Here is a 15043-nt window from a genome sequence, read left to right on the forward strand (position 1 = left end):
CCGGGGCCTCACGTGGACCCGTCGTCCGGCTCTCCGGTCGCAGGGACGTCGAGGCCGGGGATGCGGTCGCGGCGCGGGGCGGGCGGCTCGGCCTCGCGGAGGCGGGCGAGGGTGTCGCGCGCGCCGGCGAGGGTGGCCGGCAGCGCGACGATGCGCGCCCCCGGCGTCCCGGTCACCCCGGCCGCCCCGGACAGGCGGCGGGCGAGCAGGCCGCGCAGCACCCGGACACGACCGGCCAGGCCCTCGCGGGGCGCCAGCACCACGACGGTGGACCGCCCGACGACCGCGATCGTCTCGCCGGCGTCGAAGACCACCGACGCGGCGTCGCCGGCCACGGTCAGCGGCGCGACGCGCGTCCACCCGGCGACGGGCAGGGTCACCGCGACGAGGGCGTGGGTCTCGGGGACGCGGGTGCCGCGGGCCCGGGCGGCGCGGTGGACCTCCGCGAGGCGGGTGATCAGGTACCGCGAGCTGGCGAGGCCGGAGAGGGGGTCGACGGCGGCGGCCTCGGAGAGGTCGCCGCACGCCACGTCCGTCCAGCCCAGCGAGACGACGCGCACCAGGCGCGAGCCGTCGGTGCCGGGCAGGGCGAGGCGCCGGCGGGGGCCGAGCTCGCCGAGCGCGCCGCTCACCGCGGTGTGCAGGGCGGCGAGGTCGGAGAGCGTCTCGTCGAGCCCGATCCCGGCGGACGCGCGGGCCCCGGCCCAGCGGGTCAGCGCCCGCTCCAGCGGCGGCCCGGCCGCGCCGTCGACGACGGCCCCGCAGACCTCGTCGACGGCGGGGTCCGGCCACTCGGAGGGGACGGACCAGCCGAGCGCGTTGGTGCAGGCGAACCAGCGTTCGCGCAGCGCCTCGAGGGCGAGCCCCCGACCCGGGCGGCGGGCGACGTCGTCGCCGTGCGGGCGGTCCTCCGAGGACGTGGTCTCCTCGGTCCGCTCGTCCGCGAGGGTCATGCCCCGTGCCTCCTCCGGGTCCGCCGGGCCCGCCCCCACGGCCGGGTCCTGTGGGGGCGACGCGCGAGACGGTCATCCGTGACGGTGACGCTGCCCGGATCCTCCCGCGCGCGGCCGCAGACTCCCCCGCGAGGGGGGTGGTGTGCCCAGATGGTGGACGGCGGAGTTCCCGAGCACGGGCCCGCGACCGGCGACGAGCCGGCCGGGCCCTCGGGCACGGACGCGCGCAGCGACGCCGAACTGCTGGCCGACCTGCGGGGACGGCCCGCCGACCACGCCTCCTCGTCGGCGTTCGCCACCCTCTACGACCGCCACCGCGACGCGGCCCGCGGCCTGGCCCGCCAGCTGGCCCGCTCCCCCTCCGACGCCGACGACCTCGTCTCGGCCGCCTTCGCCCGCCTTCTGGAGATCCTCCGGGCGGGCGGCGGTCCGACCGAGGCGTTCCGCGCCTACCTGCTCACCTCGCTGCGCCACCTCGCGTACGACCGCACCCGCGCCGAGCGCCGCCTCGACCTCACCGAGGACATGGGTGAGGTCATCGGCATCGACCCCGAGCGCACCGTCATCCCGTTCACCGACCCCGCGGTCGCGGGTCTCGAGCGCTCGCTCGCGGCGCGGGCGTTCGCGACGCTGCCCGAACGGTGGCAGGCCGTGCTGTGGCACCTGGAGGTCGAGGGCGACTCCCCCGCCGACATCGCCCCGCTGTTCGGGCTGACGGCCAACGCGGTGTCGGCGCTGGGCTACCGCGCCCGGGAGGGGCTGCGGCAGGCCTACCTCCAGGAGCACCTGGCCGGTGGGGCTGCGACCCCGCCGCGCGACCGCCGGCACCGCGAGACCGAGGAGAAGCTCGGGGCCTACACCCGGGGCGGGCTCTCGAAGCGCGACGCGGCCAAGGTCGAGGAGCACCTGCGCGAGTGCGCGGAGTGCCGGGCGCTGGCCGGCGAGCTCCGCGAGGTCAACTCGGGGATCCTGCGCTCGACGATCGCGCCGCTGGTGCTCGGCGCGGCCCTCGTCGGGTACCTGGCCGACCGGGCGGCGCCCGGGGTGTTCACCGGGGCGTGGCCGACGACGGCGGAGTGGGTCGTCGCCGGGGGCGGGGTCCTGGGGGTGCTGGGCGCGGTCGGGGGCGTGGCGCGGGCCGCCGAGGTGCCGCGGGCCCGCCGGCTCGGGATCGCGGCGGTCGGGCTGGCGGGACTGGGGGTCGCGACGGCGACCGCGCTGGGACAGGGCCCGACGACGCCCGAGGCCGCGCCGCCGACGTCGGTGGCGGTGCCTGGGGCGGTCGTGCCGGGAGCGGTCGTGCCGGGGGCGGTCGCGCCGGGAGCGGTCGTGCCGGGAGCGGTCGCGCCGGGCTCGGCGCTGCCCGGGCCGGGGCTCCCGGGCACCCCGACGCGCCCCCCTCCCACCACCGCACCCGCGTCGCTGCCCACCACGGATCCCCCGGGGTCGGACGCCGTCGAACCCGACGCCCCGCCGCGCCGGTCCGCCGCCTCGTCACCGGAGGCGTGGCGGACCGGCGCGGCAGCGCGCCCGGCGGATGTCCCGGCCAGCGGCACGGTGACCGCCGGCACCTGGACCTCCGGCGCCTCCGCCCGCCACGCGACGGCGGTGCCGACCGCTACCGCGCGACCGGGTCACGACGACCCGGTCGGCGACGACCGCACGACCCGGACCTCCCTGGTCGGCCTCCGCGTCGTCGGGCTGGGCCTCGACGTCCGCGCCGCACGCCGCGGGCCCGTCGAACCCGCCCTCGACGTCGTCCTGCGCTGATCCCAGCTCGCCCTGACCCGAGCGAAGGGCCCCCTCGCTCGGATAGATGGGCCGGGGGCGCCCCTCGCCGGAAGACCCCACCGTCGATCCCGATGACCGACGGGCCCCTCCGATCGAATAGAGCGACCGAAGGTGCCCCTCGCTCAGCACGGCCCGAAGACCCCCCGCGGGTCGTGCTCCGCCCGCACTCGGGCCAGCAGCTCGCGGACCGCGGGCGAGTGCAGCTCCGCCGCCGACACCGGCGACCCGCCGTAGACGAACGCCGCCATCCGCCCCAGCCCCGCGTCCGCCACCGGCGCGAGGACCGCCGCGTGCGCGGCCCGCACCGCCGCCGTCGACTCCCCCTCGGTCGACGACAGCACCCGCACGATCCACCCCGCGTCCCGGAACGACACCGCGTCGGGCCCGTCCGCCGGCCGGGCCAGCGCCCCGCCGAGCCGGCGCACGTCGACCACGCACCCCACCGACGCCGACCGCGCCGCGGCCACCACCGACCCCAGCGCCTCGTCCGACAGCGTCGTCACCAGCACGTTCGTCCCCTCGTAGGCGTGCGGCACCTCGGGCTCCCCGACGATCGACCCGCTCTCGGTCCACGGCAGTTCCCGCAGCCCCCCGAGCAGCACCGGCGCCGCCTCCCGGACGGCGTCCTCGGCGGCGCGGGCCACGGCGGCGTCGGGAGCCACGAGCCGCACGTGGAGCACCGTCCGCCCGCGAATCGGGGCCGGGACGACGTCGAGGTCCGGCACCGGCACGACGCCGAGCGAAATCCCCAGCGACTCCGGCGCCTCGTCCCCCAGCCGCCGGACCACCGGCACCAGCCGGCCCGCGTCCTCGGCCTCGACGAAGAGGCCCCCGCCCACGACCTCGCCGAGCGGGACGAGGCCGACCTCCACCGCGGTCACGATCCCCACCTCCGGCCGGCCCCCGCGCAGCGCCGCGAACAGCTCGTCGCCCGGACCCACCCGGCGCAGGATCCCGTCGGCGGTGACGACCTCGGCGGCCCGCAGGTGGTCGGAGGCCCATCCGTGCTCGCGGCCGAGCAGCCCCAGCCCGCCACCGAGGGTGTAGCCGACCACCCCCACCCCCGGGAACGAGCCGGACACCGGCGCGAGCCCGTGCCCGGCCGCCGCGCCCACCAGATCCGCCGAGCGCGCGCCCGCCCCGACCCGCGCGGTCCGCGACACCGGGTCGACACTCACCCCGCGCATCCGGCCGGTGGTGACGACGACGCCGCGCTCGAGGCCGGTGGTGTGCCCGTGGCCCGTGGCCTGGACGGCGACCGGGAGGTCGTGGGCGGCGGCGTGGCGGACGGCGGCGACGACGTCGTCGGCGTCCCGGGCCCCGACGACGACGTCGGGCCGGTGCGGGTGCGCGGTCTGGAACCCGGCGAGCTCGTCGGGCAGCCGGTCGTCGCCGCGCCGGAGGACGGCGCCACGGACGTCGCTGGTCAGGGCGGTCTCGGTGCTCCTCATGAGCTCATCGTCGGGAGCCATCGAGCAGAAGTCCAAGACCTGCTGGTGACCCCGGCCAGAAGCCCTGGTTCTGACCCGGGAGTCGTCACCCTCGCGGACGCACCTCCACCCCGGCCGGCGTCCGCGCCCCGGCGAGCCCGACGGTGAGGTCGAGCTCGGCGAGGACGTCCTCCACGACCTGCGCGACGCCCTCCGCGCCCGCCAGCGCGAGCCCCCACACCCACGGCCGGCCCAGGCAGACCGCCGTCGCGCCGAGCCCGAGCGCGATCGCCGCGTCCGACCCGGAGCGCACCCCCGAGTCGAGCAGCACCGGCACCCGCCCGTCGACCGCGCCCACCACCTCGGGCAGCGCGTCCAGGGCGGCGACGGCCCCGTCGATCTGGCGGCCGCCGTGCGTCGAGACCAGCACGCCGTCGACCCCGGCGTCGACCGCGCGGCGGGCGTCGTCGGGGTGCAGCACGCCCTTGAGCACGATCGGCAGCCGGGTGCGCCCGCGCAGCGTCGCGAGGTCGTCCCAGGACAGGTGCGGGCGGGAGTAGACGTCGAGGAAGGTCTCGACGGCGGCCCGGGGCAGCGGCGAGGTGAGGTTGTCGAGGAAGCCACCGGGGTGGTGGCGGCTGATCTCGAGGAACGTCCGCACCGCGCGTGGGGTGATCCGCGGCTCGGGCCCGGACCGCGGGGCCGCGGCCCGCTCGGCGGCCAGCCGGAGGAAGACCGGGTCGGAGGTGTACTGCGCGATCCCGAGGCCGCGGCTGAACGGCAGGTGGCCGAGGTCGAGGTCGCGCGGGCGCCAGCCGAGCATCGTCGTGTCCAGCGTGACCACCACCGCGTCGCACGCGCTGGCCTCGGCGCGGGCGAGGAAGCTGTCGACGAGGTCGTCGGAGGTCGACCAGTAGAGCTGGAACCAGCGCGGGGCGGCGCCGCCGGCGGCCGCGATGGCCTCCGTCGGCGACCCGGCCTGGTTGCTGATGATCATCGGGACGCCCGCGGCGGCGGCGCCGCGGGCGACGGCGAGGTCGGCGTCGCGGCGGACCAGGTCGAGCGCACCGATCGGGGACAGCAGCAGCGGCGCCGCCAGCGGCCGGCCGAAGAGCTCCAGCGAGAGATCCCGCTCGGCCGACCCCCGCAGCACGCGCGGGACGATCTCGTACCGGGCGAAGGCGGCCCGGTCGGCGCGCATCGTCGCCTCGGCGCCCGCACCCCCGCTGACGTAGGCGTCGGCGGCCCGGCCCATCGCCCGCCTGCCCCGGTGCTCCCGCTCCGCCGGACTGGTGGGGACGCGGGGCCGACGCCCCGAGACGCCGTCGCGGTAGATCTCCTCCTGGCGGGTGCGACCCGGTCCGACCGTCACGTCCCGGTCGTCTAGCACGGAACCCTCCCCGGTGACCACGCGTACACGACGCGTGTCGACATCGTCACCCTCCGCTTGCACGCCGGGAGATCCTCGCGGACGCTCGTTGCTGAGGCTAACAACCAATGCGAGGAGGTACCCGGTGGCGGACGACCGATCGCTGGCGAGCCGGTTCGAGCAGTGGGACGTCGTGTCGAGCGTGGGCCTGACCGCCCTCGTCGTGGCCGCGGGCCGCGCCGTCGACACCCACCGTGCGGACTCCCTGATCAACGACCCGTACGCCGAGTCGTTCGTCGCCGCGGCGAACCCGCCGAAGGCCCTGCCGACGCGTCCCACCTCGCCCAAGGACGACTCCGAGGACGAGACCTGGCAGATGATGTCGGGCTACATGGGGACCCGGACGCGGTTCTTCGACGAGTTCTTCGCCGCGGCCGGCGAGCGGGGCATCCGGCAGGTCGTCGTCCTCGCCGCGGGCCTGGACACCCGCGCGCAGCGCCTCGACTGGCCGGAGGGCACCGTCCTGTTCGAGGTCGACCAGGAGCTCATGATCCGGTTCAAGGACGAGGTCCTCGACGCCGAGGGCGCCACGGCCCGCTGCGACCGCCGCACGGTGCGCGTCGACCTGCGCGACGACTGGCCGGCGGCGCTCGAGGCCGCCGGGTTCGACCCGACGGCGCCCACCGCGTGGCTCACGGAGGGCCTCCTCCCCTACCTGCCCCCGGAGGCCCAGGACGCGCTCATGCGGGCCATCGACGAGCGCTCGGCGCCGGGCTCGGAGTGGGCGATCGAGGACTTCACCAACATCGGGCAGCAGCTGGCCGACCCGGCCTTCCGCCGCATCGCGGCGAACATCGGCGTCGACATGACCCAGCTCATCTACACCGACGAGCGCCCCGACCCCGCGGCCTGGCTGCGGGACCGGGGCTGGACCACGGACGTCTCGGTGGCCATCGAGGTCGCGAAGTCCTACGGCCGGGAGCTCGACACGCTCACCCAGCGGCTCAACGGGCAGAGCTTCCTGGTCGTCGCCCGCAAGCCCTGATCAGGCCTGCGCCCGGGCGGCCGCCAGCCGGGCGGCCGCCAGCCGGGCGGCCGCCCGCCGGCGCCGGCGGAGGGTCACGAGCACGACCGGCCCGATGATCGCGGCGGCGAGGAACGGCGAGACGGCCAGCAGCGTCCCCGGGGCCAGCACGAAGGCCAGCGCCGTCCGCACCCCGGCGTCGAGCAGGAGCGCGGCGCCCCATTGGAGCGTCGTGCGACGGTGCCCGGAGCGGATGCGGTCGTCGTCCCAGCTCGCCTCGAACGCGGCCAGCTCCGCGGGGGTCGAGGCCATCATCGAGCGGGAGAGCAGGAACGTCAGCGGCCGCGCCGCGAGCAACGAGGAGAGGAACACCAGCCCGATCGAGCCGGTGACCACCGACTCCTTCAGCAGCAGGAACAGCGGGCTGTGGAAGAGCAGGGCCCCGAGCAGGCCCAGGACGATGCCCGCGAGGGTCATCAGCGCGACCGGGTCGGGACGGCGGGTGCGCACCAGCGTCCACAGCGTGGCCGCGGCCGGGAACGCGGCCCCGACGGCGAGGGCGGTCGCCTCCGAGGTGCGCCCGCTCAGCAGCTCGTAGACCACGAACGGCGCGACGATCCCGCACAGCAGCGTCGGGTTCGCCGCTGCCCGCAGCGCCCGGCGCAGCCGGTTCCCCGACGGCGCCGCGCGGTGGGCGGCTGCGGTGCGCCGCGGCGTGGGGTCGGTGGCGGTGGTCATCTGGTCCTCCCCGGTGGTCCGTGGCCCGGTGTCCCGGACGGCGACGACGCTAGGGAGACGCCGGGCCCGCGACCTCGTCCTGCGGGTGGAGGCCGGGTGGAGGCCGGGGTGGAGACCGGGGTGGAGGCCGCGGCGGCGAGCGGCAACCCGACCGTCACACGCCCGGACGAACCGCGCCCGGCACCGGCTCGTTGGGCCGTTCGTGTCGGTAACCACACGGCTGCTCCCCGTGGCAGCCGCCGCGGCCCTCGCCGTCGCGTCCCTGCTCGTCCCGGGCGCGGCGACCGCGGCGACGCCCGCACCGGGCCTCGTCTCGCTGCACAACGTGCTGCCCGGGCTCTCGAAGGCGACCGACACCGGCGCGGCGCCGGCCGCCGCCCCGATGCACGTGGTGGTGACGCTGCAGCGCCCCGACGTCGCCGGCGAGGAGGCGATGCTGGACGCGCAGCGGAACGGTCGGGCGACGCCGATGTCGGTCGGCGCGTTCGTCGACCGCTTCGGGGTGCCCGCCGCGACCGCGGACGCGGCGAAGGCCTGGCTGGGCTCCACCGGCATGCGCGTGGTGTCGGTGTCGGCGGCGCGCGACCAGATCGCCGCGGACGGTCCGGCGAGCGCGGTGTCGCAGCTGTTCGCGACGCCGATCGACGCGTTCACCGGCCAGGACGGGAGGTTCCTCGCCAACACCGCGGAGCCGCGGGTGCCGGGGGACCTGGGGATCACCAACGTCGTCGGGCTCAACACCGTCCAGCAGATGCACACCCCGCACCCGCTGCCCCGCGGGCCGCAGCAGTCGACGTGCGCGACCGGGGCCTGCACGGGCGGCACGACGCCGGCGGACCTCTGGTCGGTCTACGAGCAGCCCGCCGCGCACACCGGGGCGGGCCAGCGGGTCGCGATCTTCGGCAACGGGGCCACCGACGGCGTCATCACCGACCTGCGGGCCTTCGAGAAGCACTTCGGGCTGCCGAACCCGCCGGTGACGGTCAAGCACCCGGCCGGCGACACCGACTTCGCCGACGACTCCGGCCACGTCGAGTGGAACATCGACACGCAGGCGGCCCACGGGATGGCGCCGGCCCTCGGCGGGCTGGACCTGTACTTCGGCACGGACCTCTCCGACGCCGACGTCGCCAAGGTCTTCAGCCGCTACACCGACGACCAGGACTCCCCGCGGCAGGCGTCCGCGAGCTACGGCGAGTGCGAGTCGGTGCCGGTGGTGTCGGGGATCCTCAACAACTCGATCACCAACCCGCAGCCCGCGCCGCCCGTCGCGCAGGGGCTGGGCAACGCCCTGGACACCACGCTGACCGCGATCACCCGGCAGGCGGCGCTCGAGGGCAAGACGATCTTCTCCTCGACCGGCGACACCGGCTCGTCGTGCCCGGTGGTCTCGCTGCCCGTCGTCGGGGCGGGCAACGGGGTGCTCAACCAGGGCGTGCCGATCACCAACTCGCCCGCCTCGCTGCCCTACGTCGTCGGGGTCGGCGGCACGGTGCTCTACACCGACGGCCACGGCGGGCGGGCCCGCGAGTACGGCTGGACCTTCGGCGGTGGCGGCTCGTCGCTGTTCACCCCGGCCCCGGCCTACCAGCAGGGGACGCCGGGCCTGACGATCCCGTGCGTCACCGCGCCGACCAGCGTGTGCCGCGGCATCCCCGACGTGTCGGCCCAGTCCGGCGACGTCCTCGGCAACGGCTACGACATCGTCACCAACGGGGAGCTCACCGACGGCGGGGGCGGTGGGACGTCGTTGTCGTCGCCGCTGTGGGCCGGGATGTGGGCGCGGATCCAGTCGGCGTCGGCGAGCGCCCCGCAGGGCGGGCTCGGGTTCGCCGACTTCGGCTTCTACCGGGTCGGGAAGAACCCGGCGACCTACGCGCGGGACTTCCACGACATCACCCCGACCGACCTCGGCTCGGGGCTGCCGAGCACGAACGGCGCCTACCCGTCGCTCCCGGGCTGGGACTACCAGACCGGGTGGGGCGTGCCCCGCGTCGGCGGGCTGATGTGCGACCTGGCCGGCGCCTGCTAGGTGGCCTCCGGCCTCGTGAGCACCAACTGTCGGTATAGCGACACTTGGTGCTCACGGGGCCGGAGGCCGCCTTAGACTCGGGCCCGATGGAGCACCCGACGACGCGGAACCGCGGCTCCCTCGCGTCGCTCACGACGCTCCTGGGGCGCCACGCCGAGCTGGTCCGGTTCGCCGTCGTCGGGGCCGGCACGTTCGTCGTCGACACCGGCGTCTTCCTGCTCCTCAAGACCACCGTGCTCGAGCCGAAGCCGGTCACCGCGAAGATCCTCGCAGTGCTCGTCGCGACGCTGGTCGGCTACCTGGCCAACCGCGAGTGGTCGTTCCGCGCCCGTGGCGGCCTCGCCCGGCGGCGGGAGGCGACCCTCTACTTCGTGGTCTCCGGGATCGCGCTGCTCGTCAACGCCGCGCCCCTCGGCGTCTCGCGCTACGTGCTCCACCTCGCCGAGCCGTTCGTCTCCGGCTTCACCGAGCAGGTCGCCGACCTGGTCAGCGCCCAGGTCGTCGGGACGCTGCTCGCCATGGCCTTCCGGTGGTGGGCGTTCCGCCGCTGGGTGTTCCCGACGGCGCTCGGGTCGGCCTGACGGCCTCGGGTCCCCGACGACGCGCCGTTCCTGCCACGGGATGCCAGCGAAGCGTCGTTGCTTGCGTCCAGTGGCAGGAAAGCCGCGTCCTCGTCAGCGCGGACCGGTCGCGGGCAGCGGTCGCGGGGCCGCGACGACCTGGTCGGTCCGGGGGACGGGCAGGAACACCGCGAACACCGCGGGCCGGGTCCGGGCCAGCTCGAGCCGCCCGCCGTCGGCCTCCACGAGCGCGCGGGCGAGCGCGAGCCCCACGCCGGTGGACGCGGCGCCGGACACGCCACGATCGAACACGTGCGGCGCGAGCTCGGAGGGCACGCCGTCGCCGTTGTCGGACACCTCGACGACGATGGTGTCCTTGTCGGAGTGCCGCCCGGTGAGGGTGATGGTGCCGGCGCCGTGGCGCAGCGCGTTGTCGACCAGTACGCCGAGCGCCTCGCGCAGCCGCGCCGAGGTCGCCCGGGCCACCAGCCCCTCGGCGCTGCGGACCCGCAGGGTGCGCCCCTCGGCCGTCACCGGGCCCTGCCACTCGTCGCGGACCGCCGCGAGCTCGCCGTCGAGCTCCAGCGGTGACGCGCTCGCGGCGCGCGCCGCCCGGGCCGAGCTCAGCAGCTCGTCCAGGACCTCGGAGAGCCGCTCGGCTTGCTCGAGGGCCGCCGCGCCCTCGACCGACACGTCCGGGTCGGGGTGCGAGGACAGCTCGTCGAGTCGCAGCTGCAGCGCGGTGAGCCGGCTGCGCAGCTGGTGGGAGACGTCGCCGACGAGGTCGCGCTCGCGCTGGACCAGCTCGGCGAGCGCGACGGCCGAGGAGTCGAGCACGTCCGCGACGCGGTCGAGCTCCGGGATGCCGTGACGGTGCGGCGCGGGCCGGAAGTCGCCCGCGCCCAGCCGGGCCGCGCGTCCCGCCACCTGCTGCAGCGGGTCGGCGAGGCGGCGCGCGGTGAGGGTGGCGACGACGGCCCCGACCGCCACCGAGAGCAGGACCGCGGACAGCACGAGCGCGGTGGCCTGCAGCTGCCGCGAGCGCATCTCGGCGGCGGGTTCGGAGAGCACGGCCGACCCGTTGAGCCCGAACGGCAGGGTCTCGGCGACCTGGGTGTGGTCGGTGGTGTCGCCGATGGCGCTCACACCCCGCGGGGTGCGGACGACGAGCGACCCGCCGGGCGGGACCGCGATCGCCACCGCCTCGAGGTTCACCGCGTGGTCCGACTGCGCCTGGGCGTCGAGGGTGTTGACCACCTGGCGCAGCCGCCCGGCCAGCTCGGCGTGGGTGAAGTCCTCGACGAGGCGCCACGTGGTGATCGCGAGCGGGCCGCCGAGCACGGTCACGGTGATCGCGACGACGAGCAGCGTCGAGACCAGGATGCGGCGGCGCACGGTTCGACCCGCCTCAGGTGTTGAAGCGGAACCCGACCCCGCGCACCGTCGAGATCCGCTTGGCCGTCGACGGCGCGGCGTCGGTGTCGCCGAGCTTGCGGCGCAGCCACGACATGTGCATGTCCAGGGTCTTCGAGGTCTTCATCTCGGGGTCGTTCCAGACCTCGCGGAGGATCTCCTCCCGCGAGACGACCTGCCCGGCGTGGGCGAGCAGCACCCGGAGGAGCTCGAACTCCTTGTTGGCGAGCCCCACCTCGACGCCGTCGACGAGCACGCGCCGCGCCGACGGCTCCATCCGCACCCCGCCCGCGTCGAGGATCTCGGGCGCGCGCCGGCGCAGCAGCGCCCGCACCCGGGCGAGCAGCTCGGCGAGGCGGAAGGGCTTGCCCACGTAGTCGTCGGCGCCCGCGTCGAGACCGACGACGAAGTCGACCTCGTCGGTGCGCGCGGTCAGCATGAGCACGGGCAGGTCGGGCTTGCCGGCCCGGACGCGACGGCAGACCTCGAGACCGTCCATGCCGGGGAGGCCGAGGTCCAGGACCATGAGGTCCACCTCGCCCTCGCCGGCACGCGTGACGGCCGACGGCCCGTCGTCGATGACGTCCACCTCGTAGCCCTCGCGGGTCAGGGCGCGCGAGAGGGGTCCGGCGATCGCCGCATCGTCCTCGACGAGCAGCACGGTGGTCATGGCAGGCAGAGTAGTCCCCACGTGCGTGATCTCCGTGCGGCGACGACGGCGGCCCCGGCGCGGTGGCTGGCAGGATGCGCGGCCGTGACCGACGCGTCCGCACTCGCCGCCGACCTCGACCTCGCCCGCCGGATCGCCGACGCGGCCGACGCCGTGACCCACGGCCGCTTCCGGGCGAGCGACCTGCGCGTCGACCGCAAGCCCGACCGGACCCCGGTCACCGACGCCGACGTCGCCTGCGAGGACGAGGTCCGGCGGCTGCTCGCCGCGGAGCGCCCGGACGACGCGGTCCTCGGCGAGGAGCGCGGCGGCGACACCACGGCCCGCCGGCACTGGATCGTCGACCCCATCGACGGCACCAAGAACTACTCCCGCGGGGTCCCGGTCTTCGCGACGTTGCTGGCGCTGGTCGCCGACGGCGAGCCGGTGGTGGGCGTGGTCAGCGCCCCGGCGCTCGGGCGCCGCTGGTGGGCCGCGCGCGGGCTCGGGGCCTTCACCTCCGACGTCGCCCGCGGGATCGACGCGGCCCCGATCGGGGTGTCCGCGGTGGCCGAGCTCGGCGACGCCTACGTGTCCACCACCGACCTGGACTACTGGCGGGAGATCGGGTCCCAGGACCGCTGGCTCGCCCTCACCCGCGCGACCTGGGAGAGCCGCGCGTTCGGCGACTTCTTCCACCACGTCCTGGTGGCGGAGGGCCTGCTGGACGCGGCCGTGGAGCCGGGGGCGAGCGCGTGGGACCTCGCCGCGCCCGCCGTCGTCGTGCGGGAGGCCGGCGGCCGGCTCACCGACTTCGCGGGCACCGAGCGCATCGACGGCGGGGACGCGCTGTCGACCAACGGACGGCTGCACGACGCCGTGCTGGGCCTCGTCGGGCGCTGAGGGCCCACCCGGGGTCACCGGCCTGCGGCGACCGCGCCGCGCAGCATCTGGGTCCAGGCCAGTCGGCCGAACAGGTGCAGGCAGGCGCTCGACTCCTCGTCGAACCGCGTCCACGACCACCGCGCGCCCTCCTCGGCCCAGTAGACGTCCCAGCCCTCGGGCCCGGAGACCACGCACCAGATCCGGTCGGCGCCGTCGGGGAGCGCGCCGTCCTCCCGCGCCCGGGCGACGAGGACCGTCGGCGGCGGTAGCCCGAGCGCCTCGAGCCAGCCCGGCAGTGCGTCCACTCCCACGGGTCTCCGACGACGCCGGGCCGGCGGCGGTTCCGATCTTCGTCGAGGGGCACGTGGGGCAGCCCCGAAACCCGCCCGACCTGCACACTGTGCCCCTGATCGGGGCCTTCCCGGGCGCGCGGACCTAGCGGGCGGCGGGGAGGGCCCGACGGCGGGTGAACGGCAGGCGGCGCCGACGCCGTGGGGCGGGCACGGCGGCCAGCGGACCACCGCCGTCGTCCCACTCGGCGAGGTCCTCGTCGTCCCGGTCGTCGGCGACGTCCCAGTCGTCGTCCCAGTCCTCGAGGTCCTCGTCGAGGTCCTCGTCCAGGTCGTCGTCGAGATCGTCGTCGCCCCGCCAGGCGCCCCACCGGTCCGGGCGCAGCCCGCCGCGTCGGCGCGCCATCCGCTCGACCTCGGACGCGACCCGCTCGATGCGCCCGATGCCGTCGAACTGCCACGGCTCGCGGCTGTCGTCGACGGCCACGACCAACGTCCCGCAGCCGAGGAACCGCTCGGACATCGTGCGGGTGGTGCGCACCGCGGTGATCGACGCGCCGACGACGGCGACGCCGGTGCGGGAGAGCACGCCCTCGCGCACCAGGATGCGCCGGTCGGTGACGACGAAGTGGGTGGAGCGCCACCGCATCACCGGCGCCAGCGAGAACCACCCGACGAGACCGAGCCCCACCACGAGGACAGCGACGAGGACCGGCACCGACCACGACGTCGGGCGCGTGAGCGCCACGAGCCACGCCCCCAGGAACGCCACCACCGGCGGGAGCGCCGCGGGCAGCACGAGCATCCGCCAGTGCGGCCGCACGTGCCGCGCGACCCGCTCCCCCGCCACGAGCAGGCGCTCCGGGTAGGCCGCCACGGTCCCCTCCCTCCGGTGCTCGTGGCCGAGCGTATCCGCAGGAAGAGCCGGATCCGAGCGCCGCGCCGCGCGCGTCCGCCGGTCGGAGGGCGGTCAGGGCCCGCCGTCAGGACCCGCCGTCGGGACCCGCCGTCACGACTCCACGGTGCGCACGTGCACGACGTCACCCGCCGACACCGTCGTCAGGGCTCCGTCGGTGCCGCGGACGACGAGGCGCCCGTCGTCGTCGATGTCCTCCGCGACCCCGTCGAGCTGCCGGTCCCCGGGCAGGGCCACCCGCACGGTGGAGCCGAGGGTCGCGCAGCGGCGCCGGTACCCCGCGAGCAGGCCGGCCCGGGCGGCGTCACCGCGGGCGGCGCGCCAGTCGGCGTCGAGGGACGCGAGGGTGGCCAGGACGTCGCCGAGCACGTCGGGCCGCGACCGCCGCACGCTCTGGGCGAGCAGCGAGGTGCCGCCCTCGGGCAGCTCGGCCTCCGGGGTGGCGACGTTGATGCCGATCCCGACGACGAGCGCGTGCCCGCCGTCACCACCGTCCACCACCTCGGACAGGATCCCGGCACCCTTGCGCTGGGCGGGACCCAGCAGCAGGTCGTTCGGCCACTTCAGCGCCGCGGTGACGGCGGCGTCGCCCGCGGCGGGCCGGTAGTCCTCCATGGCGACGACGAGGGCCAGCCCGGCGATCAGTGGCGCCCACCCCCACTGCTGCAGCGGCACCTCGGCCGGGCGCAGCAGCACCGAGAAGGTGAGGCCCTCCGACGGGGCGGACTCCCACGTCCGCTCGCGCCGCCCGCGCCCGGCGTCCTGGTGGTGGGCGACGAGCACGGTGCGGTCGGGCGCGCCGTCCGCCGCCGCGGCGGCGAGGTCGGCGTTCGTCGAGCCCGTGCGGTCGACGACGTCGAGCCGCGCCCACGGCCCCTGCGGCGCGACGGCGGTCTGCCGCAGCGCGGCCCAGGCCGCGGCTTCCTGGATCCCGGGTGGCATGCGCCGCACGCTATCGGCCACCCCCGACACCGACGCCGACGTGCCCGTTCT

The 15043-nt window shown here is 76.5% G+C and carries 14 protein-coding genes; 5 read left to right on the forward strand and 9 right to left on the reverse strand.

Going from position 1 to position 15043, the window contains the following annotated elements; all coding sequences use genetic code 11:
• Positions 1-8: 8 nt before the first annotated feature.
• Entirely contained in the window at positions 9-953 is a 945-nt protein-coding gene (locus HH311_RS13535; RefSeq protein ID WP_169184177.1) for a GGDEF domain-containing protein, read from the reverse strand.
• A gap of 150 nt (positions 954-1103) precedes the next feature.
• On the opposite strand from HH311_RS13535, the gene HH311_RS30990 reads away from it, so the two are divergent.
• Entirely contained in the window at positions 1104-2723 is a 1620-nt protein-coding gene (locus HH311_RS30990; protein WP_211190199.1) for a sigma-70 family RNA polymerase sigma factor, read from the forward strand.
• Between the two features lie 143 nt (positions 2724-2866).
• Here HH311_RS30990 and HH311_RS13545 read toward each other — a convergent pair whose 3' ends face one another.
• Positions 2867-4195: an FAD-binding oxidoreductase gene (locus HH311_RS13545; RefSeq protein ID WP_169184178.1), complete on the reverse strand. Its 1329-nt coding sequence runs from the start codon at positions 4193-4195 to the stop codon at positions 2867-2869.
• An 85-nt stretch (positions 4196-4280) separates the two neighbouring features.
• The gene (locus HH311_RS13550; protein WP_169184179.1) at positions 4281-5546 is read right to left on the reverse strand and encodes an alpha-hydroxy-acid oxidizing protein; all 1266 of its coding nucleotides are present in this window, start codon (positions 5544-5546) and stop codon (positions 4281-4283) included.
• A gap of 142 nt (positions 5547-5688) precedes the next feature.
• On the opposite strand from HH311_RS13550, the gene HH311_RS13555 reads away from it, so the two are divergent.
• A complete protein-coding gene (locus HH311_RS13555; RefSeq protein ID WP_312030129.1) occupies positions 5689-6588 on the forward strand; it encodes a class I SAM-dependent methyltransferase in 900 nt (299 codons plus the stop codon).
• On the opposite strand, the gene HH311_RS13560 is transcribed toward HH311_RS13555, so the two are convergent.
• Positions 6589-7305 (reverse strand): VC0807 family protein, encoded by a 717-nt coding sequence (locus HH311_RS13560; protein ID WP_169184180.1) that lies wholly within the window; start codon positions 7303-7305, stop codon positions 6589-6591. It lies immediately after the preceding gene.
• A gap of 229 nt (positions 7306-7534) precedes the next feature.
• Between HH311_RS13560 and HH311_RS13565 the strand changes: the two genes are divergently transcribed.
• Together HH311_RS13565 and HH311_RS13570 are read left to right on the forward strand one after the other, a co-directional pair.
• The gene (locus HH311_RS13565) at positions 7535-9337 is read left to right on the forward strand and encodes a protease pro-enzyme activation domain-containing protein (protein ID WP_169184181.1); all 1803 of its coding nucleotides are present in this window, start codon (positions 7535-7537) and stop codon (positions 9335-9337) included.
• 86 nt (positions 9338-9423) lie between these two features.
• On the forward strand, positions 9424-9918 hold the full coding sequence (locus tag HH311_RS13570; RefSeq protein WP_169184182.1) for a GtrA family protein: 495 nt from the start codon (positions 9424-9426) through the stop codon (positions 9916-9918).
• A 93-nt stretch (positions 9919-10011) separates the two neighbouring features.
• Here HH311_RS13570 and HH311_RS13575 read toward each other — a convergent pair whose 3' ends face one another.
• Both HH311_RS13575 and HH311_RS13580 read right to left on the reverse strand, forming a co-directional pair.
• Positions 10012-11292 carry an ATP-binding protein gene (locus HH311_RS13575; RefSeq protein ID WP_169184183.1) on the reverse strand — a complete coding sequence of 427 codons (1281 nt, stop codon included), beginning with the start codon at positions 11290-11292 and terminating at the stop codon, positions 10012-10014.
• Positions 11293-11305: 13 nt separating this feature from the next.
• Complete coding sequence (locus tag HH311_RS13580) at positions 11306-11980, reverse strand: response regulator transcription factor (protein ID WP_169184184.1); 675 nt, start codon at positions 11978-11980, stop codon at positions 11306-11308.
• A gap of 84 nt (positions 11981-12064) precedes the next feature.
• Here HH311_RS13580 and HH311_RS13585 point away from each other — a divergent pair, with 84 nt between their 5' ends.
• The gene (locus HH311_RS13585; protein WP_169184185.1) at positions 12065-12862 is read left to right on the forward strand and encodes an inositol monophosphatase family protein; all 798 of its coding nucleotides are present in this window, start codon (positions 12065-12067) and stop codon (positions 12860-12862) included.
• A 14-nt stretch (positions 12863-12876) separates the two neighbouring features.
• Here HH311_RS13585 and HH311_RS13590 read toward each other — a convergent pair whose 3' ends face one another.
• From HH311_RS13590 to HH311_RS13600, 3 genes are all read right to left on the reverse strand, one after another.
• Positions 12877-13155: a hypothetical protein gene (locus HH311_RS13590; protein WP_169184186.1), complete on the reverse strand. Its 279-nt coding sequence runs from the start codon at positions 13153-13155 to the stop codon at positions 12877-12879.
• Positions 13156-13279: 124 nt separating this feature from the next.
• The gene (locus HH311_RS13595) at positions 13280-14011 is read right to left on the reverse strand and encodes a PH domain-containing protein (protein ID WP_169184187.1); all 732 of its coding nucleotides are present in this window, start codon (positions 14009-14011) and stop codon (positions 13280-13282) included.
• A 132-nt stretch (positions 14012-14143) separates the two neighbouring features.
• A complete protein-coding gene (locus tag HH311_RS13600; protein ID WP_169184188.1) occupies positions 14144-14992 on the reverse strand; it encodes a biotin--[acetyl-CoA-carboxylase] ligase in 849 nt (282 codons plus the stop codon).
• Between the last annotated feature and the right edge of the window lie 51 nt (positions 14993-15043).

This window comes from Actinomycetospora sp. TBRC 11914 (genome assembly GCF_012933465.1).
In the GTDB taxonomy this organism is placed as follows: Bacteria; Actinomycetota; Actinomycetes; order Mycobacteriales; family Pseudonocardiaceae; genus Actinomycetospora.